Annotated in this window: 19 protein-coding genes; 17 read left to right on the top strand and 2 right to left on the bottom strand. The window is 76.3% G+C overall.

Annotated elements, in window-relative coordinates; genetic code table 11:
• The first annotated feature begins 86 nt into the window (after positions 1 to 86).
• A complete protein-coding gene (locus ACZ407_RS17165) occupies positions 87 to 2,414 on the top strand; it encodes an immune inhibitor A domain-containing protein (RefSeq protein ID WP_468128900.1) in 2,328 nt (775 codons plus the stop codon).
• A 95-nt stretch (positions 2,415 to 2,509) separates the two neighbouring features.
• Here the strand turns inward: ACZ407_RS17165 and ACZ407_RS17160 are convergent, their stop codons facing one another.
• Positions 2,510 to 3,745: a cytochrome P450 family protein gene (locus ACZ407_RS17160; protein ID WP_468128899.1), complete on the bottom strand. Its 1,236-nt coding sequence runs from the start codon at positions 3,743 to 3,745 to the stop codon at positions 2,510 to 2,512.
• Between the two features lie 357 nt (positions 3,746 to 4,102).
• Here ACZ407_RS17160 and ACZ407_RS17155 point away from each other — a divergent pair, with 357 nt between their 5' ends.
• The 16 genes from ACZ407_RS17155 to ACZ407_RS17080 all read left to right on the top strand — a co-directional run bounded on the left by ACZ407_RS17155 (position 4,103) and on the right by ACZ407_RS17080 (position 25,308).
• On the top strand, positions 4,103 to 7,453 hold the full coding sequence (locus tag ACZ407_RS17155; protein WP_468128898.1) for a CHAT domain-containing protein: 3,351 nt from the start codon (positions 4,103 to 4,105) through the stop codon (positions 7,451 to 7,453).
• Positions 7,454 to 7,473: 20 nt separating this feature from the next.
• Positions 7,474 to 8,244, top strand: a complete 771-nt coding sequence (locus ACZ407_RS17150) for a hypothetical protein (protein WP_468128897.1) — start codon at positions 7,474 to 7,476, stop codon at positions 8,242 to 8,244.
• A complete protein-coding gene (locus tag ACZ407_RS17145; RefSeq protein ID WP_468128896.1) occupies positions 8,241 to 9,005 on the top strand; it encodes an RES family NAD+ phosphorylase in 765 nt (254 codons plus the stop codon). Before ACZ407_RS17150 ends, ACZ407_RS17145 begins: the two co-directional genes overlap by 4 nt.
• Positions 9,006 to 9,117: 112 nt before the next feature.
• Positions 9,118 to 10,230, top strand: coding sequence for a macro domain-containing protein (locus ACZ407_RS17140; protein ID WP_468128895.1), 1,113 nt, complete (start codon positions 9,118 to 9,120; stop codon positions 10,228 to 10,230).
• A 16-nt stretch (positions 10,231 to 10,246) separates the two neighbouring features.
• Positions 10,247 to 10,468 carry a hypothetical protein gene (locus tag ACZ407_RS17135; RefSeq protein WP_468128894.1) on the top strand — a complete coding sequence of 74 codons (222 nt, stop codon included), beginning with the start codon at positions 10,247 to 10,249 and terminating at the stop codon, positions 10,466 to 10,468.
• A 53-nt stretch (positions 10,469 to 10,521) separates the two neighbouring features.
• Positions 10,522 to 11,241 (top strand): vWA domain-containing protein, encoded by a 720-nt coding sequence (locus tag ACZ407_RS17130; RefSeq protein WP_468128893.1) that lies wholly within the window; start codon positions 10,522 to 10,524, stop codon positions 11,239 to 11,241.
• Complete coding sequence (locus ACZ407_RS17125) at positions 11,238 to 12,152, top strand: protein phosphatase 2C domain-containing protein (protein WP_468128892.1); 915 nt, start codon at positions 11,238 to 11,240, stop codon at positions 12,150 to 12,152. The genes ACZ407_RS17130 and ACZ407_RS17125 overlap by 4 nt, the downstream gene beginning before the upstream one ends.
• Positions 12,152 to 13,228 carry a protein kinase domain-containing protein gene (locus ACZ407_RS17120; RefSeq protein WP_468128891.1) on the top strand — a complete coding sequence of 359 codons (1,077 nt, stop codon included), beginning with the start codon at positions 12,152 to 12,154 and terminating at the stop codon, positions 13,226 to 13,228. The genes ACZ407_RS17125 and ACZ407_RS17120 overlap by 1 nt, the downstream gene beginning before the upstream one ends.
• On the top strand, positions 13,225 to 13,980 hold the full coding sequence (locus ACZ407_RS17115; protein ID WP_468128890.1) for a 4Fe-4S single cluster domain-containing protein: 756 nt from the start codon (positions 13,225 to 13,227) through the stop codon (positions 13,978 to 13,980). Before ACZ407_RS17120 ends, ACZ407_RS17115 begins: the two co-directional genes overlap by 4 nt.
• A gap of 129 nt (positions 13,981 to 14,109) precedes the next feature.
• Positions 14,110 to 15,519: a hypothetical protein gene (locus ACZ407_RS17110; protein ID WP_468128889.1), complete on the top strand. Its 1,410-nt coding sequence runs from the start codon at positions 14,110 to 14,112 to the stop codon at positions 15,517 to 15,519.
• Positions 15,516 to 17,672: an AAA family ATPase gene (locus tag ACZ407_RS17105; RefSeq protein ID WP_468128888.1), complete on the top strand. Its 2,157-nt coding sequence runs from the start codon at positions 15,516 to 15,518 to the stop codon at positions 17,670 to 17,672. The genes ACZ407_RS17110 and ACZ407_RS17105 overlap by 4 nt, the downstream gene beginning before the upstream one ends.
• Complete coding sequence (locus ACZ407_RS17100; RefSeq protein ID WP_468128887.1) at positions 17,669 to 19,636, top strand: Hsp70 family protein; 1,968 nt, start codon at positions 17,669 to 17,671, stop codon at positions 19,634 to 19,636. The genes ACZ407_RS17105 and ACZ407_RS17100 overlap by 4 nt, the downstream gene beginning before the upstream one ends.
• A complete protein-coding gene (locus ACZ407_RS17095) occupies positions 19,633 to 20,043 on the top strand; it encodes a hypothetical protein (RefSeq protein WP_468128886.1) in 411 nt (136 codons plus the stop codon). Before ACZ407_RS17100 ends, ACZ407_RS17095 begins: the two co-directional genes overlap by 4 nt.
• 1 nt (position 20,044) lies before the next feature.
• The gene (locus tag ACZ407_RS17090; protein WP_468128885.1) at positions 20,045 to 21,235 is read left to right on the top strand and encodes a TRAFAC clade GTPase domain-containing protein; all 1,191 of its coding nucleotides are present in this window, start codon (positions 20,045 to 20,047) and stop codon (positions 21,233 to 21,235) included.
• Entirely contained in the window at positions 21,184 to 23,712 is a 2,529-nt protein-coding gene (locus ACZ407_RS17085) for a GTPase-associated protein 1-related protein (protein ID WP_468128884.1), read from the top strand. The genes ACZ407_RS17090 and ACZ407_RS17085 overlap by 52 nt, the downstream gene beginning before the upstream one ends.
• 3 nt (positions 23,713 to 23,715) lie before the next feature.
• Positions 23,716 to 25,308: a TRAFAC clade GTPase domain-containing protein gene (locus ACZ407_RS17080; protein WP_468128883.1), complete on the top strand. Its 1,593-nt coding sequence runs from the start codon at positions 23,716 to 23,718 to the stop codon at positions 25,306 to 25,308.
• Positions 25,309 to 25,340: 32 nt separating this feature from the next.
• On the opposite strand, the gene ACZ407_RS17075 is transcribed toward ACZ407_RS17080, so the two are convergent.
• Positions 25,341 to 26,198 (bottom strand): caspase family protein, encoded by an 858-nt coding sequence (locus tag ACZ407_RS17075; protein ID WP_468128882.1) that lies wholly within the window; start codon positions 26,196 to 26,198, stop codon positions 25,341 to 25,343.
• Between the last annotated feature and the right edge of the window lie 146 nt (positions 26,199 to 26,344).

The following is a 26,344-nucleotide window of genomic DNA, read 5'->3' as shown; positions in this document are numbered from 1 at the left end:
TCCGGGGGTGCGGCAGGCCTATCCATCACCTGTGACATGTGAAATATTACCTGCGCTCCGTCCACCGTTCGGAAAGGACACGTACGTTGCGCAGACTCATCGCGGCGGGAGCGGCGATATCCATCGCCCTGCTGACCGCTCCCGCGCTCGCGGCACCCGGGGCCGCGGCCGGGCCGCAGACCCCGGCGCCGGCCAAGCCCGCCTCCGCCGAGGCTCCGCCGCCCGCACCCCAGGAGCTCCAGCGCCAGGCACTGCGCCGCCAGGCACTGGAACAGGTGGCCGCCGGCCGCATCAAGGCCGGCGCCGACGGCACCCTCCCCCAGCGGGTCAAGGTGGGCAAGCGGTACGTCGAACTCGCCCAGGAGCGCAAGGACAAGGTGTTCGTCATCCTGGCCGAGTTCGGCGACCAGGTGGACAACACGACCATGCACGAGGGCAAGCCCAAGTTCGGCGGCACGCCCGGCCCGCGGCACAACACCATCGGCAAGCCCCCGAAGGCCGACAACCACACGGTGTGGCGCAAGGACTTCGACCGCGCCTACTACCAGCGGCAGTTCTTCTCCGCCGACCCCGGCGCGGTGAGCCTGCGCAACTACTACCGCCTCCAGTCCTCCGGCCGCTACGACATGGAGGGCACGGTCACGGACTGGGTCCGGCTGCCGTGGAACGAGGCCCGGTACGGCACGGACAACTGCTCCGAGTCCGGCCAGTGCCGCACCAACTGGGACCTGGTGCGCGACGCGAGCAACGCCTGGTACCACGGCGAGCGGGCCAAGGGCCGCAGCGCCGCGGAGATCAAGGCGGAGCTCGCCGAGTACGACGTGTGGGACCGCTACGACGCCGACCACGACGGCAACTTCAACGAGCCGGACGGCTACCTGGACCACCTGATGGTCGTCCACGCCGGCAAGGACCAGACCTGGGGCGGCGGGGCGCAGGGCAAGGACGCCGTGTGGGCGCACCGCTGGTTCGCGTACTGGAACCAGTCGGGCACCGCGGGACCGGAGGGCAACAAGGCGGGCGGCACCCAGGTCGGCGAGTCTGGCATCTGGGCCGGCGACTACCTGACCGGCGGTGAGAACAGCGGAGTCGGCCTGTTCGCCCACGAGTTCGGCCACGACCTGGGCCTGCCGGACATGTACAGCTCGGACGGCGACAACAGCGTGAACTTCTGGTCGCTGATGTCCTCCGCCTCCTATCTCGGACGGGGCCGGAACACCACCGGCGACTACCCGGGCGACCTGGACGCGTGGAGCAAGCTGCAGCTGGGCTGGCTGGACTACACCGAGGCGGACGCGGGCCGCAAGACCCGCGCCGTGCTGGGGGTTTCGGGCTACAACACCGAGAACCCGCAGGCCCTGCTGGTGCACCTGCCCCCGTCGGTGACCACCACCGACCTGACCGACCCCGTCGAGGGCGGCAGCCAGTGGTGGAGCGGCACCGGGGACTTCATGGACAACACCATCGGCCGCACCGTGGACCTGGCGGGCACGAGCGCGGCCGACGCCCCGAAGCTGGACGCGAAGGTCTGGTACGACATCGAGCAGGACTTCGACTTCCTCACGGTCGAGGCCTCCACGGACGGCGGCCGCACCTGGTCGGCGCTGCCGGGCACGGTCGGCGGTACGGAGATCCCGGCGCGCGGCGTCTCCGGCACCTCGGCCGGGTGGACCGACCTCTCGGTGCCGCTGGACCGGTTCGCCGGTGCGCAGGTGGAACTGCGCCTGCGCGTCACCTCGGACAGCAACACCCACGGCAAGGGCGTCACCTTCGACGCGCTGCGCATCACGGCGGGCGGACGCGAGCTGGTCAAGGACGGGGCCGAGCAGGGCGCCAACGGCTGGACCGCCGTCAAGTGGTCGCGCACCCAGGGCCGTACCGGCCTGGCCGAGCACCCGCGCGCCTACCTCGTCGAGAACCGCCGCTACGTGGGCTACGGGGCGTACCTGAAGACCGGCCCGTACAACTTCGGCTGGGGTTCGGACCCGGTCCGCAAGGACAGCGTGGAGTTCTACCCGTACCAGGAGGGCGTCCTCGTCTGGCTGTGGGACACCGCGTACAGCGACAACACCACGAAGCAGCACCCCGGTTCGGGCATGCTGCTGCCGGTGGACGCGCGTCCGCAGGCCCTGCGGTACACGGACGGCACCCTGCTGAACGCGCGGGCGCAGACCTTCGACGCGACGTTCTCGCTGCGCCCGAGCAGCGAGCTGGTGCTGCACCGCAACGGGGTTCCGGTGCTGGTTCCGGAGCAGCCGGGGGTCCCCGCCTTCGACGACCACCGGGGGGTCTACTGGAACGCGGACCTGCCGCAGGTCGGGGTGAAGGTGCCGGACACCGGCACCCGGATCTCGGTGGTCAAGGAGGCCGCCGGCGGCAAGGTCACGACCGTGCAGGTCGGCCCCTCCCGCTGATCCCGCGGGAGCGGCGGGCCGCGGTGACGCGGTGACGCGGTGACGCGGCGGGGCGTCCTGCCGGACTCCGGTCCGGTGGGACGCCCCGTCTTCCGTCAGGGCCGCAGGCGGACCGGGAGGGTCTCCACGCTGTTGCCGATGTAGCTGGGCTGGTGCGGGAGGGCGTCCTCCGGGAGGGCGAGGTCCAGGTCCGGGAAGCGGGTGAACAGCCGCTCCAGGGCGATGGTGGCCTCCAACCGGGCCAGCGGCGCCCCCAGGCAGTAGTGGGCGCCGTGCCCGAAGGAGAGGTTGCGGGCGGCGGCGGTGGCGGGGCGGCTCAGGTCGAAGCGGTCGGCGTCCGCGCCGTACGCCGCGGGGTCGCGGCCGGCCGCGGTGTACCCGGCGAGCACGGGGGTGCCCCGGGGGATCACGGTCCCGCCGATCTCCAGGTCGCGGGTCGGGTAGCGGAAGGGGAACCAGCTGACCGGCCCGTCCCAGCGCAGGGTCTCGTCCACGACGTCCGACCAGCCCGCCTTGCCCGAGCGGACCAGCTCCAGCTGGTCCCGGTGGGTGCACAGCGCGCGGACCGCGTTGGTGATCAGGTTCAGCGTGGTCTCGTGCCCGGCGACCAGCATCAGCCGCATGGTGCCGCTGAGTTCGGCCTCGCTGAGCCGGTCCCCCTCGGCCTCGCGGGCGGCGATCAGCGCACTGGTCAGGTCCTCCCCTGGGGCGGCCCGGCGGGCGGCGGCGATGGCGCCCATCAGGGCGACGAGCTCCATCACGGCGGCCATGGCCTCGGCCGGGGTGGTGTCGGTGGCGATGATGACCTTGTTGGAGAGCTCGTGCAGGCGCCCGCGGTGCTCGGGGTCCACGCCCAGGAGCTCGCAGATCACGCTCATCGGCAGCGGCAGCGCGAAGTGGCGGCGCAGGTCGGCCGTGCCCTCGGGGGAGCCGGCCGCCGCCCGCTCGAGGTCGTCGAGCAGTCCGGCGGTGAGCTCCTCGATGCGGGGCCGCAGCCGCTCCACCCGGCGGGCCGTGAAGGCGGAGCTGACGAGCGAGCGCAGACGGCGGTGGTCGGCGTCGTCGGCGGTGTGCATGCCCTGGGCGTTGGCGAAGGCCCGCAGGGGCCAGTCGGCGGGTATCCGGCCTTCTCGGAGCGCCGTGAAGTGCCGGGCGTCCTTGGCCACGTCGGGGTGGGCGAGGAACTCCCTGAGGGCCTCGTGCCCGAGGACGACGGCGCCGGGCACCTCGCCGGGCAGGACCACCTCGGCCACGGGGCCGGCGGCGCGCAGCCGGGCGTTGAGGGCGTGCGGGCAGCCGCCGGCCGGGTCGATCCGGTGCGGCGGGGTCACGGTTTCATCCTTCACTCACACAACAGTGCGGCCTGGCAGGCGGCTTGTTCAAGACCGGCGTGCAACCCGGCGGGCAGGACGGGCAGGCACGACCGGCGGCCAACGAGGCTGCGCCGGGCCCCGCCCCGCCTCGCCCTCGCCGGGCCTGTTGCCCCGCCCCCGCGGGAACCGGCCGCCCGCGCCACGCGTATTCCTTCGTGCCCGGCGGCTCCCGCCGGGCGGTTCCAGGGCGAACTCGGGCCGGGTACGGGTCATTCGGCATCGGCGCGGCCTGCGGCGGACAGCATCGCCGGCAGGCGGCCGGGCAGGCGCCGGGAAACCGGGCGGCGCCGTCGGCGGCAGCGGGCGGAGGGGCACATGGACACGGCGGGAAGCGGGAGTCGCGGCGCACTGGCCGCGTGGCTGAAGGACGCGATGGGACGGCTGGCCGAACTGGCCCCGCCACCGGGTGAGATCGCCTCCGATCCCGGGCGGTTCGATGCGGTGGTCGCCGAACTGGAGGAACTGGCGCGGCTGCTGGCGGACGACGAGGAGCACGGCAACCGGGCCGCGGTCCGGCTCGGCATCGCGCTGTCGCTGCGCTACTCCGCCGGGGGACCGGCCGCCGACCGGGAGCGGGCCGCGCAGCTGCTGCGCCGCAGCCGGGCGGCCGCCACGGGCGCACCGCTGCGGCCCGAGGAGCAGCAGGCCGCGGCGGCCATGCTGATGACGGTCCTCCACCCGGTCAACCTCGTGGGACGGAACGCGGACGGCAGCCGCAACGACGTCTCCGACGTGCTCGCCTGGATCAGCCGCAACCCCCGTGAGGCGCAGGCCTGCGAGGCCGAGATGAAGGAACTCGCCGAGGAGGTGGCGGCAGGACCGGTGGCCGCGAGCCTGGGCGGCGCCGCGCCCCTCCTCCGCACGATGCTGGACGGCCCCGAGGGGACGGAGGTACTGACCGGCCTGCTCGACGTGCTGCCCGGCTCCTCCCCGCACGCGCAGCAGGTCCGTACCGTGGCCGACTTCGTCGGGGCACTGCGCGGCCCGAAGCGGGACACCACCGGTCTGGATCCCGAGACGGTGCGGCGCGACTCGGAGTTCGCGGACATCGGCCTGGCCGCCATGCTCCCGGGCATGCTCGACGGGCTCGAAGCCGCCCGCAGCACCGATCCGGACCGGCTCGGCAGGGCCCTCGGCGTGGTGCGCGACGCCCACGCCCGCATGCCCGCGGAGCACCCGATCGCGCGGATCCTCGCCACGGTGGCCGGCCCGTTGCTCCAGATGGGCGGCATGCTCGGCGGCAGCCGTCTGGACGCGGCGCACGGCGCCGAGCTGATGGGGCTGATGGAGGAGGCCCTCGGCGCCGACACGGAAGCCGGTTTCGGCCCGCTCACCGATTTCCTCAGGGCGGCCAGACTGCTGCTGCGCATCGAGGATGCCGAACACGAGGAGAGCGGCGCCCCGTTGGACGAGGTCATCGGGGAACTGCACCGGATGGAGGCCGGGTCCACTCCCGACGGCCATCTGGGCTACCTGGTCCGCACGGCCCTGGCGCTCGCCTACGGCCGCCGCGGTCTGCGCCGCGACGGCGGCGGCCGCGACCTGATGCGTTCCGCCGCGTACCTGGAGTCCGCCGAGGCCGCGCCGCCCGAGACCTTCGGGATGCTCGGCGAACTGCCGGCGCAGCTGGCCGAGGCCGGGCGGCTCTTCCGGGCGGCGGCCACCGGGACGGCGCCGGAACCCGGCCCCGGCCTCGCCCCGGGCCCCGGCGCCACCCTCCAGGACCGGTGCGCCGCCGCCCGGGTCCTGAGCCTGCGGTGGACCCTCACCCGGGACCCCGCCGTCCTCGACCGGGTCGTGGAGCTCCTCACACCCGTCCGCGAAAGCCTCCGCGACAGCCCGGGCGTGCCCTTCGCCCCGGCGGCCCTGGACAACCTCGCCGCGAGCCTGCGCAGCCGGTCCGACGCCACGGGCAGCGCCGAGGACGAGTCGGCGGCGGTCGAGGTGGCCGTGGAGTCCCTGCGCCAGCTGGCCGCCCAGGTGGTGCTCCAACTGGGCGCCGAGCACGGGCTGCTCGCAGCCCGGGCCGGGTCCGACCACGCCGTGCAGGCCGCCCGCTGGGCCGCCGCGCGCGGCCGGGTGGCGGACGCGGTCCACGCCCTGGAGCTGGGCCGCGCGCTCGTCCTGCAGGCCGCCTCGGCCGCGGCTGCGGTCCCCGACCGGCTCGAGGCCCTCGGGCACGCCCGACTGGCCGCCGACTGGCGGGCGGCCGGGGGCGGGGCGGTGGCCGATCCGCCCCGGCTCCTCGCCGGCCCGCCCCCGGAACTCCCCAGCCGGCTGCGCCGCGAGGCGCTCACGGCGCTCGGCTACGGAGCGGACGGCAGCCTGCTCCCCGCCCCCTCCCCCGACGCGCTCGCGGCCGGCGTGGCGGCCTGCGGCGCGGACGCCCTGGTCTACCTGCTGCCCGGGGACGGGGAGGAGCCCGGGCAGGCCCTGGTGATCGGGCCCGAGACGGGACTGCTCGCCGTCGGGCTGCCGCTGCTCACGGGCCCCGGGCAGCAGCCCCTGGACGCCTACCTGGACGCCGCCGAGGCCCGGCGCAAGGACCCCGCCGACCCGGCTGCGGAGGCCGCGTGGGAGGAGGCCCTGGCGGCGCTGTGCGCCTGGGCCCACCCGGCGGCCCTCTCCCCCGTGCTGGCCGCGGTCACCGGCCGGATCGCCGCCCACCCCGGGCGCCGGCCCCGGCCGGGCCCGACCCGGCTGGTGCTCGTGCCGTGCGGCCGGCTGGGGGTCGTGCCCTGGCACGCGGCGCGGCTGCCGCGGACCATGCCCTTCGACTACGCCTGCCAGTTCCTCACGATCGGCTACGCGGCCTCCGGCGGCCAGTTCCTGCGGTCCGCGGGCCTGGCCCGGCGGACGCCCGGCGCGGCTCCGGTGCTGGTCTGCGACCCCCTGATGAGCCTGCCGCACGCGGAGCTGGAGGTCACCGCCCTGCGCGAGGCCTTCTACCCGGCGGCCCGGCTGCTCGGCGAGTTCTACGGGCCTGCCGCCGAGCCCGAGGGGTCCGGCACCCCGGAGGAGCTGCTGGCGGTGCTGCGCGGGCCGCTGTCCCTGCTGCACGTGGCCTCGCACGGCGAGGCCGGGACCCGTCCGACGGTGTCCGCGCTGCACCTCGCCGAACCCGAGGCGGACGGCGGGCCGGACGGGGGCCGTGGTCCGGACGGATTCGGCGGGGAGCGCGGATCCGGCGAGGGGCACGCCGGCGGAGGGTCGGGGGCGGCCGGTTCCGGCAGGCTGACGGTGACCCGGCTGCTCGACGGAGCCGCCGGCGGATCCGGCGCTCCGGGCGGGGGTGCGCCGCCCCAGGACGGTCCGCTCGTGGTCCTCAGCGGCTGCGAGACGGACCTCAGCACCCGCGACCACGACGAGGCCCTCACCCTGGCCACCGCCTTCGTGGCCAACGGGGCCCGGGACGTGGTGGGTTCGCGGTGGACCACCCAGGACAGTGCCTCGGCGCTGATGATGGCCGTGTTCCACCACCACCTCGCCGTCGAGGGCCGCAGTCCCGCGGACGCCCTGCGGGAGGCCCAGTTGTGGATGCTCGACCCCGAACGCCGCAATCCCGGCTGCCTCGACGGCGAGCTGCTCCGGGAGATGCGGCGTCCCGGACTGGACCGGCCCGCCGCCTGGGCCGCGTTCACCCATCAGGGGAACCCCGGCCGGTGACACCTCTGGGAGGAGACGGCATGAGTGCGGAGCGCAGGCTCCAGCGGCTGATCGTGGAACACCGCGACAGCATCCGCGAAAGCCTCGACGCGGAGCAGTACGCCCTGCTGCTCGAACGGCTGCGGGCGCTGGCCGGCAGCCCGCCGGACCTGCGGAGCAGGCGGCGGGCCCTCCAGGGGCTGCGGCTGGCCCTGCTGCCGCTGCCGCTCGACCATCCGGTGCGGCTCGCGCTGGAATCCGTACGCGGTACGGCGGCGCTCGACGACCCGTCCGAACTGCTGGATGCCGAGCTGCTGTTGCTGTCCTTGGAGGCAGCCTGGTTCCCGTTCTCCGGAGGGCGGCCCGCAGCCCAGGCCGACACCCCGGGCGTCGGGTCGGACGCCGGTCCCCCCGGGTCCGCACCGCCGCCCGCTCCGCCCGCGCCGCCGGACACGGCGGCCCTGCTGGCGGAGGCGCGCCGCCGACTGCTGGCGGCGCCCTCGCTCTCCGGCGCCCAGGCCCGCGCGCGGTGCGGCGGGCGGCTGCCAATGCACGAGTTGATCGCCTTGACGGACCCCGAACTCGGGCCGCGCTACCCGGCGTTCCAGTTCGGCGCGGACGCCCCGGGGCCGCTCCCGGTGGTCCGGGAGGTGAACCGGCTGCTGATGGCCGACGTGGATCCGTGGGGCGCCGCGCACTGGTGGCTGAGTCCCAACACGTGGCTGGGCGGGGCCCCCGCCGCGCTGCTGGGCACCCTGCCCGACGCACAACTGGCCGGGGCCGCCCGGGCGCTGGTGGAGGGGGACCGGTGATCGGGGACATCGCGCCCGGCGCCTACCGGATGCAGCCCAACTCCCTCGTGGTGCCCGCCGGTACGGAGATGTGGCGGGTGCACGGCAGCGACCGGCCCGCCGACGCCTTCCGTACGGCGGTCGCGGACGAGAACTTCGGCGGCAGCCGGTTCGACAGCACGGAGCGGGACCCGTACCCCTTCCTGTACACGGCGATGGACCCGGCCACGGCCCTCGCCGAGACCCTGCTGCGTTCGATGTCCTTCGACCCGGCCACGGCGATGCGGCTGGTCCCGTACGCGTCGGTGCGCGGCAGGTCGCTGAGCATGCTGCGGACCCGGTGCGACCTGCGGCTGATCTCGCTGGTCACGGAGGAGGACCTCGCGGCGGTGTGCCAGGCCTCCTGGCTGCTGGAGGAGGAGGGGGACGGCCGGTACGCGAAGACCCGGCGCTGGGCGAGCGAGATGCGGGCCCAGGATCCCGGGGCGACGGGTCTGGTGTGGCAGTCCCGTCGGCACCGGCCCAGGCTCGCGGTCGTGCTGTTCGGAGACCGGTTCGGCGAGCCCGCGGGGGGCGGTGGGGACGGCAGTGGAGACGGCGGTCGCGACGGCGCGGAGGCGGGCGGCGGAGCCGGGCAGTTCCGGGGCGGGGAGCCGCCGGCCCTGGTGCCCGGGGCCGGGATCCCCGAGCTGGGGTCCCCCACGGGGGTCGCGGCGGCGAACCGGCTGCTGGCCCCGCTGCGGGCGGCGATCATGCCCCCGTGGCCGGACGGGGGGTTCTGAAGGGGCGGGGGCGTGGCCTGAGTGTGACGGCCGGATGCCGCTCTCCTTGTCGGTGCGCGGAGCCGGTGCGACAGTGGCCGCCATGTCACCGCATATTGAACACGGTTCAATAATGGGCGAGTTGAAGGAGCTGCGAAGGTCCGGTCTGGTCCGGCTGCGCACGCTCGGACTGCCCGCGCTGCGGGAGGCCGCAGCCGGGCTTCCGGACGGCTCGGTCGAGTCCTTGATCCGGCTCGCCGTGGCGCGGCTGGACCCGGGGAACCTCCGCACGGCGGCCGAGTACACGCTCGGGCTGGCACCCGGCACCCGGGACTGGCCCGCAGCGGACCGGCGCAAGCGCTCGGCCGAGGTGTACGGGGTGAGCGTGGAGCGGTTCCGCAAGGAACACGAGCTGATGGTGCTCGGCCAGGTCGCCGAGCAGGTCGCCCGGGCCGCGGCCGCACCGTCGCGGGGTGCGGAGCCGGGCGGCACCGCCGTCCGGCCCGGGCCGCGGCGGGTGGCGGCCGGGCACCAGGTCGTGTCGGTCCGGGCGGGCGGCCGGGAGGTGCCGCTGACCGTGCACGCCCATCCGGTGGACCTGCTGCGCGACGTGGACGTGGTGGTCTCGCCCGTGAACACGTACCTGGCGCTGCCCGAGCCGTACAAGGCCTCCGTGTCGGCCTCCCTGCGCCGGGCGGCCGCCGTCCGCGGGGTGACGGGGGACGTACGCGACGATCCGCTCCACGAGGAGCTGCGCAAATGGGCCGCCCACTACGAGACTTCGGGCCGTCCGGTACTGCCCGGCACGGTCGCGACGACGGGTTCGGGGGCCCTGGCCCGGCAGGGTGTCCGGCGGATCTACCACGCCGCCATCGCGGTGCCGCGGGCCGGTACCAACGACTACGACGTCCTGCCCGACGACATCACGCGGGCCGCGGGCCGGGTCTTCGGACTGCTGGCCGACGAGCACGACCGCTTCGATCCGCCGCTGCGCTCGGTGTGCTTCCCCCTGCTGGGGTCGGGGCGCGGCGGGCTGCCGTACGCCACCAGCGCGGCCGCCCTCTGGGCGGCGATCGGGGCGGAACTGGCGCGCGGGGCGCCGTGGGAGGTGCATCTGCTGGTCCGCGGAGCGGCGGCGGTGGGCGCGCTGCTCGACCGGCTGCCCGTGACCGGGATCCGACCGGACGGCGACCGGGCGGCAACCGGCCTTGGCTGGAAGATGGTTGATGGGGGGTCAGATGACTGACGGGGGAGCGTCCGGCGTGACGAGCAGCGGGTGGGATCCGGTCCGGTGGGCCGACGGGGCGGAGGGGCGGGTCGTGACGTGGCCCGACCCGGATGCGTACGTCCTGGTGGACGGAGTGCTGCTGCGGATGCCGGTACGCGCCCCGGCCCCGGTCCCGCCCGGGACGAGGGTGCGCGTGCACCGGGACCCGCGGCTGGGGGCGCTCGCGGCCGACGGCGCCGGGCGGGCCGGGTCGTGAACGGCGGACGGCCGGGCCCGGCGGTGTCGGAGGGGTGGCAGGAGCGACAGCCGGTGGTCCTGCTGCTCGACACCTCTGCCTCGATGGGGCGCCCGGCCGGCCGGCCGCGGATCGACGAGCTCAACGCGGCGCTGGCGGGCTGGTTCGACCGGGCGCGGGCCGTACCGCGGCTGCAGTCCCGCGTGGAGGTGTGCCTGATCACCTTCGACTCGGAGGTACGGGTGTACGACCCGCCCGCCGGGGAGCTGGTGCCGGCCGCAGCCGCCCAGCCGGACCGGGTGTTCGCCGCGGTGGAGGCGGTACGGCCCCCGCGGTTGGCGGCGGCCGGGCTGACCCGGCTGACGGACGCGGTGGAGACCGCCCTCGACCTGGCCGCGGCCCGCTACCGCAGCCTCCAGGAGCAGCGCGTGCAGGTCCGGCGCCCCTTCCTGTGGGTGCTCACGGACGGGGCGCCGAGCGATGCCGACGGCCGCCCGCTGGACGCACGGGCGCTGGCCCCGCTCGCGAAGCGGCTGCGGTGGGCCGAGCAGCGCGGGGAGTGCGTGTTCCAGGCCATCGGCGTGCACGGGGCGGACCTGCCCCTGCTGGAGGTCCTCGCCCCGCAGGCGGCGCTGTTCCTCGACGCCTTCGACTTCGGCGCGATCCTCGATCTGCTCTTCCAGAGCTCGGACCGGCTGGGGGCGGTGCCGGGCGCCGCGGACATCCACCAGCTGACTTCCGGACATGCGGAACGGCTGCGCCGCCTCAAGGAGTTGGAAGGAAGGCACCTGTGATCCTCTCCGGGGCGTCGGTGCAGGGAGCGGGCCACCTGGCCCGGGGGCTGGACTGCCAGGACGCGTTCAAGACGGCGGACCTCGGCGGCTCCGCGGTCCTCGCGGTGGCCGACGGCGTGGGCAGCCGGGACCGCAGTGCGCTCGGGGCGCACCTCGCCGTGGACACGGCCTGCCGGCTGCTCGCGGCGGAGCCGCCCGGCCGGGGCGCGGAACCGGGCGCATGGAGTGCGTGGATCGCCGCGCGGGGCACGGCCGTGGTCGACGGCTGGGTACGGGCGGCGCGCGCCCTGCTCGACGCAGCCGGCGGGACGGACCGGCCGCCGCCGTCCGAGGGCGGGGTGCGCGCGGCGGCGGATCCCGGGCAGGTGGCCGCCGGGCTGGCCGCCGCGGTGGTGTGCCCGCCGTGGGCGGCGTTCCTGTCCGCCGGCGACTGCTTCGGGGTGGTGCTGACCCGCGGTTCCGGCTCGGCGGAGGCAGCGACGGCGGGCGTTGCGGCGGGGGCGGGGGTGAAGGAGGGGATGAAAGGGGACGCGTCCGGGGCTCGGGAGCGTTGCCACCTGGTGCTGCCGCCGCCGCTGCCCGGCGGCCCGCCGCCCGCGTACCTCTCCTCCCCCGGGGCACGGCTGCGGGTGCGCACGTTCACCGTGTGGGACCCGGGGCTGACCGGGGTCGTGCTGGCCACGGACGGCTGCGCCGCCGTCGCGCTGGACCATCCTGCGGCCCGCGGACTGCCGCTCGACGCAGGCCCGTTGCCCTCGGGCCGGTTCTTCGGCGGCCTGTCCGCCGCCCTCCGGGCCAACGGCGGGGACGCGGCGCCGGTGCGGGACCTCCTGGCCGGTCCCGCGGCGGCGCGGACGGGGGACGACCTGACGGTGGTGTGCGCCCTGTGGGCGGCGGAAGGGGGGCGGTGATGGCCCTGACCGTGGTGTCCGGGAACGGGCACGCGTACCGGCTGACCGGGCAGGTCGGCACGGGCGCGGAAGGCGCGGTGTACGCGGTGGAGGACGGGCGGGGGCTCGTGGCCAAGCTCGTGCCCGGCCCGCCGGACCCGGCCGCGTACCGGCGCCGGCTGGAACGGCTCGTCCGGCAGCGCCGCGAGCCCCGTACCGTCCGGCTGCTCGCCGGAAGGCCGTGCCGGGTGGCGTGGCCGCTGGTGGCCGTCCACGCGCGGCACCCGGACGGCGGCCGGACCGACGGGTACGTGATGCCCGACATGCGGTGCGGCTTCCGACCGTTCGACCGGCTGCTGTCCTCCGCGGCGGGCGGGGGCAGCGGCGGAGCCGGGCCGACCTGGGGCGGAGCACTCGCCGTTGCCGCCTCCCTCGCCGGGCTGCTGGCCGAACTGCACGCCGAGGGCTACGTGGTGGGGGACCTCAAGCCCGACAACCTGTGGGTGGACCGGAAGGGCCGGGCCGGTATCGCGGACGTGGACTCCTGGCAGTTCACGGACGGGGCGGAGCTGTTCCCGAGCCGGATGCGCACGCCCGGCTACACCGCGCCCGAGCGGCTCGGCCCGACCGCGGCGCCGCCCGACCGGCACTCGGACTCCTTCGTCCTCGCGGTGCTCGTCCACCAGTTGCTGATGACGGGACTGCACCCGTTTGCCGGACATCCCGGGGACGGCCGCGACTTCCTGTCCCTGGACGACAACCTTCAGCACGGCCGGTGCCGGATCACGGCGCGGACCTCCGTGGTCCTGCCGCGGTCCGCGCCGCCCGCCGATCTGCTGCCGCACCGCCTGGCCGGGCTCTTCCGGGCGGCGTTCGGCGGCGGGGAGCGCCCCCCGGCCGCGGTCTGGGCGGCGGAACTGGCTGCGGCGGCCGCCCCGGACCGGCTCGCCGTGTGCGCGGTGAACCCGCGGCACGTGCACAGCGCGGAGCGTCCGTGGTGCCCCTGGTGCGACCAGGCCGCGCGCGGCGCGGACTGCTACCCGGCGCAGCCGGGGCCCGGTCCCGGCGGACCGGCCGGGGAGGTGGCGGAGGCATGACCGCCGACCTCCTGTCCGTGGCCCGGACCCTGGACCGGTGCACCGTGCTCGGGCCGGGCACCCGGGCCGTGGTGTGGGTGCAGGGCTGCCCGCTGCGCTGCCAGGGCTGTGTGGCCGCCGAAACCCTGCCGTTCGAGGGCGGGACACCCCGGTCCGTCGCCGAACTCACCGCCTGGCTGGCCGGGTTGGCCGACTCCGGGAGCGTGGCGGGGGTGACCCTGTCGGGCGGCGAGCCCTTCAGCCAGCCCGAGGCCCTCGCCGCCCTGCTGGACGCCGTACGCGCCCGGCACCCGCGGTTCTCGGCCATGGCCTACTCCGGTTTCCGGTACGAGGTGCTGCGCCGCGGAACCCTCGGGCAGCAGGCCCTCCTGGACCGGCTGGACCTCCTGGTGGACGGCCCGTACCTGGCCGGTCGGCACGCCCCGCTGCGCTGGCGCGGGTCCGCCAACCAGCGGCTGATCGCCCTCTCGGACCGGTACGCCGGACTCACCGGGCCCGACACGAGCGCCGGACTGGAGGTCTCGCTGGCCCCCGACGGCACCCTGTCCTGGGCCGGCGTACCGCCCGTGCCCGGCTTCCGGGACCGCCTGGACGCCCGCCTCGCCGCCCGCGGGTACGCCCTGCACCGCGCGGACCGGCCGCCGGAACCCGGGCCGGACCGGGCAGGCGGGCGGGACCGCGGAGCCGAGGCGGACGCGGCGGACGCGGCGGACGCGGCAGGTGAGGCGGACGCGGCACGGCGGACCGGCTAGCCGCACGCGCAGCACGAGACAGGCGCGACAGGGGAGACACCCGAAGCACGCGAGGCATGCAAGGCACGTGAGGCACGTGAGCCACGTGAGGCACCACGGGACGCACCGTCACCGACTACGGGGGATGCCATGAGCGGATCGGTCATGTACAGCGCCGTCGCCTTCGACCCGACACTGATCCTGCTCGGCGCGGCGGTGATCGCCGGGCTCGCCGCCGCACGCCGCAACCGGGAGCAGGGCCGCTGCGACCAGCGGGCCGCGCTCGCCGCCGAGCGCGACCGGCAGGCGGCCCTGCGCCGGCAGCAGCTCCGGTCCGAGCAGGAGGAGCGCCGGCGCGCCGAGTCGGCGGCCCGGACGGCGCGCACCCGCGCGGAGCACGGCCGGGCCGAGCTGCGCCGCATCGAGGAGGCCGAATCCCTCCTGGCGGAGCTGCGCACGCAGGTCCGGGCCGGACCGGGCGAGCCGCCCGGAGCCACCCGGATCATGAGGGAACTCAACGCTGTGGAAGCTGAGTTGACTGCTCTACGCACCCGCGTCGGCGGCCCGGAGCCGCTCGGCCCGACCGTCGAGGCGCTCCGGGCCCGCCTCGTCCTGCTGCGCCCGCCGGACACCGGGCACCCCGGGCATGCCGCGCGGCGCGAACTGCTGCACGCACTCGAACTCCGCTTCATGGAGGCCGGCTTGGCAGGCCCGCAGGCCGATCCGGCGGGGCGGGCGGATGCAGGGGACCTGCTGGACCGGCTCCGGGCCGCCGCGGTCCCGGGCCGGGAGGTCCGCTTCGAGGCCCTGCTCGGCACCGTGGAGCACGTACTCGCCCGGCACGAGTCGGCGGTGGCCGCCGCGGTGGCGGAGGAGCAGCGGCGCGCGGCGGAGCGGCTGGCCCGGGAGGAGGCGGAGCGGGCCCGGGAAGAGGCCCTGTGGGAGGCCCTCGCCGAGGCCGGCGACCGGTTCGGGGTCGTCTCGGGGCCGGCCCGGGACGCCGTCACGGATGCCGCCGAGCTCGGCGATCCCGAGCTGGCGAGGCGGCTGGAGGAGGCGCTCGGCGCGGTCACGGACGCGCTCGCCGTGCGCCTGCCCGACGCCGCACTGAGCGCGGTCGCCGCGCTGGAGACCCTCCTTCCGGAGGCCGAAGAGCGACTGGACGAGCTCCAGTTGGCGTTCGACCGGCGGGGGGAGCTGGCCCAGGCGCTGAAGGAGGCCATGACCGACGCCGGGCTTGCCTTCACGGGCGGCGGCGAGGAAGGCGGCCGCCTGGTGCTGTCCTTCGAGCGGCCGAGCGGAGCCGTGTACGAGGCGTCCGTCGGACCGGGCGAGGACGGGCAGCCGCTGCTGACCTACCGGGTGTCCGGGGAGGCCGACATGTCGGTGCGGGCCGCTGCCGAGGGCGCCGCCGTCTGCACCCCCGAGGAGCTGCTCGACCGGGTGCACGCGGCCATGAGCGGGGAGGGCTTCGTACCCGGAGAGCTGACCTGGGACGGGCGCCCGCCGCGCGGCGCCGCGGCCGTCCCGCCGCCGGAGTGGAAGGAGCGTCACCGGTGAGCACGGTCCGGTGGGAGAAGCAGGACGGGCAGGACACGCAGGACGGACGGGAGGGACGGGAGGGGCGGACCGTCCCGGGGGCCTCGGCCGAGGCCCCGGCGGAGGCCGCAGCCGGGACGCCTGCACCCGCAGCCGCCGATCCCGGGATGCCGCTGTGGGCGGTGTCCCTGGGCTGGGAGCTGCGCCGCGGCCGCCAGGTGGTCCTGGACGGCCAGATCCGCGACCGCTGGTGGCTGGACGGGCGGCCCGCCTCGTTCCGCACCGTCGTCAGCGGGGTGCTGGAGCTGCGCGGTGCCGAGGTCGTGGGCTGGTGGGACCCGGTGGACGGCCTGGTGTTCCCGCTGCCGGGGCATGCCAGGCGCTTCGACGAGCTGGTGGCCCGGCTGCCGGCCCACCCCGGCCGGGCGGACGGCTCCGACCGGCCCTGGCACCGGAACGGGGGCGCGAACGGACACGGGAACGGGGAGGGAAGCCCCGGCGACGCACCCGGCTCCCCCACCCCCGGCACCCCGGCCGGCGCCCCCGTCCGGCAGGCCGGCGCCCCCGACGCGCCCCCGACCCGGCGCCAGGCGGAGCGCCACGAGACCCGGAACCGCCTGTTCGAGGCCTCCCCGGCCCGCCGTGCCACCTCGTTCGACGACGTGGTGGCCACGGTGCGCCGGCTGGTGGCGAGCCCGGACGCGGCGACCGCCTTCGTCTTCCAGGACGTGGACCACCGGCTGCCGCCGGGCCAGCCCGAGTCCCACCTCGGCTACCTGCGGCTGCGCGCCGCCATGGCCGATGCCGTGACCCCGCACCCCGGGCCGTACGCCGATGCCGATCCCCGGGCCCGCAATGCGGTGCTGTGCGCGGTAGGCGACGTGGGGCGGCTGCCGGGGTGGTTCCACCTGGAGGACCCGCGGATCGCCGCCCTGCACGTCGGCCCGCCCGATCCGAGCGAGCGGCGGCTGTGGCTGTCCTGGCAGCGCCGCGAGTTCACGGGTCAGGAGCAGGCCACACGGGCCGAGATGGAGGCCCTGGTGGGGGCCACCGACGGGATGGCGGGCTGGGAGATCGACGCCCTGGCCCGCACCTCCCGGCTGCGCAACGTGCCGGTGGCCAAGCCGGACAAGCTGCTGGAGCTGCACCGCCTCAACGTGAGCGTGGACCCGTGGACCCAGCTCGACCAGGAGACCGTGGGGCAGGCGGCCCGACTGCTGGGCGCGCGGGTGATCGGGCAGCAGACGGCCGTGGACGCGGTGGCCGCCTCGCTCCAGGCGGCCTTCGTGGGGGTGGACTTCGGCGGCTCCGGTACGGCGCGGCCGCGCGGGGCGTTCTTCTTCGTGGGCCCGACCGGCGTGGGCAAGACCGAACTTGCCAAGGCGGTGGCCGAGTTGGTGTTCGGGGATCAGGGCGCGTACGCCCGCTTCGACATGAGCGAGTACCAGCAGGAACACGCAGCGGAGCGGCTCGCGGGCGCGCCCCCCGGCTACGTGGGCTACGAGCAGGGCGGTGAACTGACCCGGCGCGTCCAGGAACGGCCTTTCAGCGTGCTGCTCTTCGACGAGATCGAGAAGGCGCACCCGAAGGTCCTGGACAAGTTCCTCCAGATCCTGGAGGACGGCCGGCTGACCGACGGCCGCGGCCAGACCGCGCACTTCTCCCAGTGCCTGATCATCTTCACCAGCAACACGGGGGCCGATGCCGTGCAGCGGCTGCTGGCCGAGCGCGGCGGGGAACTGCCTTACTCCGTCTTGGAATTGCACTTCCGGCAGGCGGTGGAGGAGAAGTTCCGGGAGATCGGGCGCCCGGAGATCTACGGACGGCTCGGCCCGGGCGTGGTCGTCTTCGACATGCTCCGCCGGGAGCACATCGTCAGGATCGCGGACCGGCTGCTGGCCCAGCTCGCCGATTCGGTGCGCGAACGCCACCAGGTCGAGCTCCGGTACGAGCCCGCCGGGGTGCACGCCTGGCTCACCCGCCGGATGGCCGACCCCGGGCGGCTGGCGTACGGGGGACGGCAGATCCGCAACGAACTGGAGGCGCTGCGCGCCGCCGTGGTGCGGCACTTCGTGACGCACCGTCCCGCTCCCGGCAGCGAACTGACGGTCGGCGTGGACCCGGACGACGGTCCCCGGGTCACCGCGGCCCCGGCCGGGGGTGTCCCGCGATGAGCGTGCTCGCCCTCGACATCGGCCACCGGTACGGGCGGATCGCCCGGCCGGGTCCCGACGGCCGGCCGGTGACGGTCACGGTCCGGCTCGGCGCCCCGGCGGACCTGCCCGCCTGCGTCACCGAACTGCTGGGCAGCGCGCCCCCGGAGGGGGACCGGGCGACCGCGGGCCCGGCCGGGGGCGTGGCGATCGCCCTGGGCCTGCCGCCCGCCGGCGACCAGGACCTCGCCCGGCCGCGCGCCGTACTGGGCACGGGGCTGGCCGTGGCGCACCTGGCCCCCGAACCGGTGGCCGCGGCCCTCGCCTACGGAGCGGTGGCCGAAGGCACCGACCGGTCCGTCCTGGTGGTCGACCAGGGGGCGACCACCCTCGATCTCACCCTCCTTGAGGTCACTCCGGACCGCACGGTGCGCATCCTCGACACGGCCACGCACCGGCTGGGCGGTGCGGACTGGGACGCCGCGGTGGCGGCCGGGCTCCGCGGCCGGCTGGCCGATCCGGCCGCGCAGGAGGCCGTAACCGCTGCCGTGGCCGAGGAGTTGCGGATCCTGCTGTCCGGGCGGGAGACGGCGTCCGCGACCGTCACCACCGACCGCGGGGAGTACGTCCTCAGCCTGGACCGGGCCGGGCTCCGGCTGCTGACGGCCGGGCTGCGGGACCGGGCGGGGGCCGCGGTGACGGCCTTCCTCGCGGGCGCCGGACAGGAACCCGACACCGTGCTGCTGGCCGGGGGCCTGTCCGCCACGCCGGGTACGGCGGAGGACCTGGAGCGGCTCCTCGGCACGAGCGTCCGCTGCCACGAGCCGGAACTCGCCGTGGTCCACGGCCTGATCGCACTGGCCTCCTTCGGCCCCCTCCGCATCCGCACGGACCCGGACCCCACCGGCGCGCGCGGCAACCCCACTCCCGCCGGCACGCGTTCCGACCCGGATCCCTCCGGCACCCGCACCCGTCCGGATCCGGCCGGCACCCGCACCGCCCCCGCTCCGGCCGGCACCCACGCCGCCCCTCCCCCGGTCGGCAGCCGCACCGACCCGGCTCCCGCCGGGACCCACACCGCCCCGGCCCCCGTCGGCACGCAGACCGACCCGGCTCCCGGCGGCACCCGCACCACCCCCGAGCCCCGGACCACGACGACCGATCGCGACGACCCCGAGCCCCCGGCCACGACACCCGGCCGGCACGGACTCCAACCCCCCGGCGCGACGGAATTCCGAGCCGGTCCGCGACCGCTCGGCACGGCGGACACCCCGGGCGGTTCGAACTCCTCGCACACGGCGGCGGCCGCCTGGGACCCCGAACCCCCCGGCCCGCCGGACGCACAGCCTGCTGCACCGCCCCCCGGTGGGCCGCCCCCGGCCGGGGACGGCCGCCCCCTCCCGCCGCCCCCCGCGGACCCGTATGCCACCACCGGGGCCACGGTCCCGCCCGGCGCGACGAGCGCGGACCCGAGTGCAGCCGCGGACCCGACAGCCGCCCCCGCCACAGGACACTGGACCGTCCCGACGGGCGGCCACGCCCCCGACGCAGCGGGACCGACCGGAAGCGCCGGGGCCACGGGACCCGTCGCAACAGACGGGACCGGCGGCACGCGCAGCACCGACGGGACCGGCCGCACCGGCGGCACCAGCGCCGACGGCGCCCACGGCGCAGACGGCCCCGGCCGCACCCCGGCGCCCGGCGGCATCGCCACCGGCGCCTCCGACGGCCCCCGGGCCGCCGTCCCCGTGGCCCAGCTGGACGCGATCCGGCGCGGCGAGCACCTGCTCGTGGTGTGGGCCTGGCCGGCGGCCGCACCCACCGCCCGGGTGCGCTGGCGCGCCGATCCGCCGCCCACGCCCCGGCCGCCCCCGCCTCCGCCTCCGCCCCCGCCTCCGCCTCCGCCTCCGGCGACGTGCTGGTCCGGCGCCGGACCTACGAGCACGACGGCGGGCTCAGCCTGCACGTGGGCCGGGGTGCCGTGACGCTGACCGTCGAGGCCCACGTACCCGCCGCCGGCGCGGACATCGAGGGCGCCGCCACCCTCCCGGTGCCCGCCGAGCCGCCGCTCGTCCTGTACGAACCCGCGGCGCGGCGGCGGCTCACCGGCCGGACCGCCACGGTCTCCTTCCGCTGCGCGACCGGCTGCGCGCTGCCCGCGCTCCTGGTCGTGCACGGCACCGGCCGCTTCCGGCCGGCCGGCCCCGCCGAAGGGACGGTCGTGTGCGAGGTGCCGGCGCAGCCGCTGCCCGCGGGCCCGCCGCTGCTCGTCCGCTTCCCGCTCCCGGCGGCCGGGGAGTTCTCCTGGCTGGTCTGCTTCACCGCCGACCCCGAGGCCCACGACGAGGTGGAGCTGCGCCCCGTCTCCCTCCGCCGACTGCGGGTGAGCTGACATGGCCCGACGCCTGACCTGCCCGTACTGCTACGAGTACCTGGCCGCGGCGGGGATCCTGTTCCGGTGCAACAGCCGGATCGGCCCCGGCCGGCAGCGGTGCGAGCGCCGCCGCGACCCCGTTCTCGTCGAGCGGATGGGCCAACTCGGTGACCTGGGACCGGTGTTCGCCGCCGACGGCCGCAAGAGGTCGGCGGCCTGCCCGGATTGCGCGAGCGAGACCACGTACCGGATCTGCCCCGTGTGCCACATGACCCTGCCGGTGGAGTTCGGCATGGTCGACAGCCGGATGATCGCCATGGTGGGGGCCAAGGCCAGCGGAAAGACGGTCTACATGACCGTGCTCCTGCACGAGATGATGAACCGGGTCGGCAGTGCCTTCGGTGCGGCCATGCTGGCGGCCGACGACCTCACGATGATGCGCTTCGTGTCCGAGTACCAGGACCATCTGTACCGGGACGGCCGCATGTTCCTCGGCACCCGGACCGCCGTCGCCCACGACAACCGCATCGACCCGCTGGTCTTCCGCTTCGGGGTGCGCCGCCGCGGCCTGCTCGGGGAGCGGTCCCGGCACACCGTGCTGTCCTTCTTCGACACGGCCGGCGAGGACTTCAACTCCCGGGACAGCATGGAGGTCAACACCAGGTACCTGTCCCACGCGGACGGGATCATCCTGCTGCTGGACCCCCTCCAGATGCCCGGCGCGCGGCCGTGGGCGGCCCGGGGCACCGCCCTGCCCGGCAGCGAGGGGGTGGACAGCCCGGTGAACGTGCTGGGGCGGATCTTCGACATGTTGCGGGCCGCCCCGGGCGGGCGGTCCCGCTCGGGGAAGGTGGCGACCCCGCTGGCCGTGGTGTTCTCCAAGATGGACGCCTTCTGGCACCTGCTCGACCGCGGCAGCCCGCTGCGCCGGCAGCCGCCGGGCGGGGGCCGGTTCGACGTGGCGGACAGCCTCGACGTGCACGAGGAGGTGCGCCACCTGCTGAAGGACTGGGAGGGAACGGCCATCGACGCGAACCTGGACGTCAACTTCGCCCGCTACCGCTACTTCGGGGTGTCCGCCCTCGGCCACGGCCCCACCCCGGAGGCCCGGGTCGCCCCGACCGGCATCCAGCCGTACCGGGTGGCCGATCCGCTGCTGTGGCTGCTGTCCGAGACCGGCTCGGTGCCCCGGACGGGGCGGGAGCGGTGACCGGCGGCCCGAGGCCGGACGGGGCCCGCGCGCAGCTGCGGCAGCTGTACTACACCTCCTGCGAGCACGGCCTCAGCGGGTTCTCCGGCTTCCAGTTCAACGCGGTCACCCCCGGCCTGCCCACCGAGGTCCTGCACGCGGTCGAGTCCCTCGCCGGGTACGACCCGCCCCGGCCCTTCGTCGAGTCCGACACCCCGGAGCTGCTCGCCCGCTGCCCGGTCAACCTGTGCTTCCTGCCCGGCGGACCGGACGGCCGGGCCGCCACGGTGGTGTGCGTGCGGTACGTGGGCCGCGACTCGGCACGGCGGTTCGGCAACTACTTCGCGCACGCCCTGCACACCGAGGACTTCGCGGCCGCCTGCGGCGGGCTGCCGGCCATCGACCTGTGGGACTCCCCGCTGTGGGCGGCCGCGCCGGTCCCCGGTACGGAACTCCCGCCGCTGCCGGGCCCGCCCGCCCGCGGCCCGCTCACCACCGCCGCCGTCCGCGGCTTCCTGCACTCGCATCCGTACGGCGAACGGCTGCCGCTGCTGCTGGCGGCCGTCTGCGACGCGCTCGCCGACGGGCGGCCGGTGGTCCTCGTGGACCGCACGACCGACCGGATCGCCCACTGGTTCGCGGCAGTCAGCCGCCTGCTCCCGCCCCCGATGGTCCGTCAGCTTTCCTTCGCCACCTACCAGTTCCGGCCCGAACGGAGCCGCCTGCACCTGACCGGGGCGGTCCCGCAGGTGCCGCTCGCCTTCGGACCGGACGACCAGGACTCCCGCCACGTCTTCGACTTCGCCGCCGGGCGGTTCCCCGCGGACCTCCCCGTGCCGGGTCTCGTACGCCTGCTCTCCCGGATCGGAGTGGGCTCGGCCGCCTCGCTCTGGTCGTGGACGCGGGAGTACACCGACGGGTCCGAACGCCGGCTGGCCGACTGGTACGCGCCGGTGGCGGCCGCGGCGGCGGGCGGGGGCATCCCCCTGGACCGGGGGGACCTGGCCGCGGTGCTCGGCCTGCTGGGGGACCCGGCCCGGCCGGCACCCCGGCGCGCGGCCCTGGCCCGCGACCTCTACCTGCGCCACCCCGGCCTGGGCGAGGAGCAGCTCGCCGCGCTCAGCGGGGCCGCCCGTACCGGCGGCGACCGGGACCTCCACCACGAGCTGGAGGGCAGGCTCCACGCCGGCCGGATGCGGGCGTTCGTGGCGGACGTGCCGGGGGCGGCCGGCCCGGTGCCGATCACCGACGCCGAGCTGCGCGAGCAGGCCACCGCCCGGTGGCTGGACGCCCTCGCCGGGGCCGAAGACGTACGGCCCCGGCTGCGGCTGCTGCTGTGGGCGCGCGGCGCCGCGCTGGAGCCGCCCGAGCCGGTCGCGGAGCAGGCCTGCCGGTCCCTGGCGGCCGTCCTGCTCGGGGCGGCCCCCGCCCGGCCCTGGTCGGGGGAGGTGGAGCGGGCCGTCGCCCGGCTCGCCGAGGGGTGGCCCCTGTTCCGGCGCAGCCTGGTCGCCGAGGTGGCCGCCCGGCCGGAGCCCGACCCGCGCGCCTTCTCCCGCTTCCCCGCCGCCCTGCTGGCGGAGGCGGACCTCGCCGGCCACCCCCTGCTGCTGGAGGCGTACTGGACGGCCGCCGCGCACCGCAACCCACGGCGCGCGGCGACCCTGCTCCGGCGCGTCCTCGCCCTGCGGGAGCAGGACTTCCCCGATGCGGAGCTGCTGCACGCGCTGTGGCCGGACCGGCGGCCGTGGTCGTACGAGGAGGCCCGGGAGCTGCTCCGCCGGCTGCCGGCCGGGAAACCGCCGGACGGCTCCGCCGCCGCGGCCGCGCGCTGGCTGGACGGCGCGCTGAACCAGGAGATCCGGGGCGAGGAGGAGCTCGACGACTGCCTGCGGCTGTGCACGAGGCTGGCCGGGCCGCACCCCCCTGGCTGGGTGGCCGACCGGAGCCTGGACTGCGCGGTCACCTCCCTGCACCTGAGCCGGCGGCTCCGGCAGGCGCCCGAAGCCACCGCCCTGGCAGGGGAGTTCACGGCCCCCTCGCCGGCGCGGTGGGCGGCCCCGCGGGCGCTGAAGCGGCTGCGGCTGGTGCCGGCGGTGCTGCGGCTGCCCGCCGAGGTACCGGACGTGCCCCGGATGCTGTCCCGGCTGGACGACCGGACGCGTACGGGCTACCTGGACGCGACCCTGGCGGCGGCCCGGCAGCGCGGTCCGGCCGGTTTCGTCCTCCTCTCCCACGTGGCCGGGATCGCGATCGCCCCGGACGGCCTGCCGCAGGCGCAGCACGACCGGGTCCGGGAACTCCTGGTGCACGCGGCCGACCGCTGGCGGGTGGAGGACACGATGCGGCTGTCAGGGCTGGTCCGGCCGCACGACGCGCAGCTGGCCGACGAGCTGGCCGAACGGGCCGGCCGCCGGACCGGCGCACCGCGCAGGCTCCTGGGGCAGCTCCTGCGCAAGCGGCCGCCGGGGGCGCCGGACGAGCGCCGGGACGGGAGGTAGGCCGTGCTGGACGGGCTGTTCCTGGTCCTCGTGGGCGCGGTCGCGGCCATTGCCCTGCTGATCGTCGGCGTGACGGCCCTCGGCGAGGCGTTCCGGCAGCTCGCGGGGTTCGCCGCGGTCACGGTCGGGGTGCTGCACCGGCGCACCCCCGCGTACGAGGTCCTCGCCCCGTACCGGCCGCAGGACGAACCGGTGCCCGCCCACCGGAACTACTTCCTCGGGCAGGCCCTGCGCGATGTCCGCCAGGTGGCCCTGCTGGCTCCGCGGGCGGCCCGGGCCGCGGCGGGCGAGCGCGCCGCCACCGCCTACCACGAGAACTCCGGCCCCGGATCCGGCCTGCTCGACCTGCTCCGCGGCCTGTCGTCGGCGCTGGGCCACCTCCTCGGCGCCCTGTTCGCGGCCCCCCTGCTGGCCGCGGTCCTGCTGGTGCACACCCTGCTGGCGCTGCTGGCGGGCGGGGCGGCGCTGCTGGCCGCAGCGCTGCTGCGGGCGGCCGACCTGCCGCCGGTGTGGCTGCGCGGGCTCGGGCGGGGCCTGATGTGCCCGCACTGCTTCGCGCGGGTGCGCCATCCCGCGTACGCCTGCCCGCGCGGGAACTGCCGCCGGCGCCACGCCTCCGTACGGCCGGGCCGGTATGGGCTGCTGCGGCACCGCTGCCAGTGCGGGCAGGCCATGCCGACGCTGCGGCTGTGCATGCGGGGCCCGCGGCGGCTTCGCCCGTACTGCACGTCGGCGGCCTGCGGGAAGCCGCTGAGCCGGGACGCCGGGCACGCGCGGGAGCTGGCGCTGCCGCTGATCGGGGGCCGGGCCGCCGGGAAGACCCAGCTGGTGGCCGCGATGACGGCCGTGCTGGAAGGGGCCGCGGCCCGGGGCGGGCTGCCCTTCCGGCCGGCCGACGAGGAGTCGGCCGGCCGGTACGCGGTGGCCCGGGAGGTGCTCACGATCGGCGGGCACCCGTCGGCCACCCGGCCGGAGCTGCCGCGCGCCCTGTCGTTCGTCCTGGGCAGGGGGCCGCGGCGGCGGCTGCTCCACGTCTTCGACACGGCCGGGGAGCGGTTCACGAGCCGGGAGGAGGCCGATCCGCTGCGCTACGCGGCCCGGGCGCGGGCCTTCGTGTTCGTGCTGGACCCGCTGGCCGTGGACCACGGCTGGCCCGAGCCCCTGCGCGCCCTCGGCTCGCCCGTCCACCCCGAGCGGGTGTTCGCGCCCTCGGTGTCTGCCGTGCGGGGCATGGGTGCGCGGCTGGAGCGGAGCCGGCTGGCCGTGGCCATCAGCAAGGCGGACCTGCTGGAGGCGTACGGGCGGCTGCCCGGGCGGCCGGAGGCGCACGGTCGGCTGCCCGGGTGGCGGGAGGACAGCGGGCGGGCCCGCGCCTGGCTGTGCGAGGAACTGGGGCTGGGGAACCTGGTCGGGGCGATGGAGACGGAGTTCGGCGAGGTCCGCTTCTTCTTCACGTCCGCGGTCGGCGCAGGTGAAGGAGCAGGTGAAGGTACGGGACCGGGGGCGGGGGCCGGGCCCCCGGAGGGGGCCGCGGGCGGCCCGCCCCGGGTGCATCCGAGCATCGAGCCGCTGACCCGCTGGTGCCTCGGCGGGTGAGGACCGGCCCGCACCTGGCGCGCCTGCGTGCGTCAGATCGTGAACGGCTTCTGGTCGAGGAACTCGGGCCCCGGATTGCCGGTCAGGTACAGGTTGGGGCTCTGGGTGGCCGGCAGCTTCCGCTGGATCGCCCGGTGGAACGGCCGGTAGCCGCCCCGGAAGGCACCCTTGTCCCACACGTCGAGCAGGGCCTCCGTAAACGCCCCGTTGACGGCCCCGTCGGCCGAGGTCTGGTTGTCCTGGCAGCCCGAGATGAGCAGGGCCGAGGGCTTGCGGCCGTTGTTGCTGCTCTCGTCCTTCAGCTGCCGCTGGAGCGAGGTGTAGAAATCCTTGTCCCGCTCGTAGATCTGCGTCTGGCGCAGCAGGGGCATCACGCGCACCGCGGCCTCGAGCTGGTCCGGGTCGCTGGTCTGGAACTGGGCCTCCATGGCGACGGGGTTGAGGATCTCGCGGACGGACTCGATGCCGGTGCCGCTGTGGCAGCAGTCGAGGAGCGCCACGATGCGCACGCCCTCCTCGAAGCGCTGGAACTCGGCGTACAGCTCGTCGTCGAGCAGCTGGCGGTCGAAGAGGACGAGGGTCTCGTCGAGCTCGTCCTCCTCCACGTCGGGTCCGGCGGTGTCGGGCATCTGCCCGCCGTGGCCCGAGTAGGTGAACAGCAGGATGTCGCCCTTCCGGAGCCGGCCGGCCGCCTTGCGCAGCTCCGCGGTCACGTTCTCGACGGTGCCGTCGCGGGTCATGAGCGTGGTGTCGGAGAAGCCGACGGCGCGGGCGAGCTCGGCCATGTCGCGGGCGTCGTTCTCGCAGGCGACGAGCCGGCCGTCCCAGCCGTCGTACTTGTGCGGATCGACCTTGTTGAGACCGATGTGGAGGGAGAGTCCGGTGGGCACGATGTGCCTCCTCACGCGAGGGGAGGGGTCTGACGGGCACGGGATGGTTTCCGTGGCCGCCGGTTCCTGAACCGCCTCCCCGGAAGGGCCGCCCGATCGGGCCCCGCGGCCTTCCGCACGTGGAGGGCGGCTGATCGAGTGGCTTG

It is taken from the genome of Streptomyces sp. NPDC030809 (genome assembly GCF_055572195.1).
Note: the sequence above shows the minus strand (reverse complement) of the source record. Positions and strands in the feature narration are given on the sequence as shown.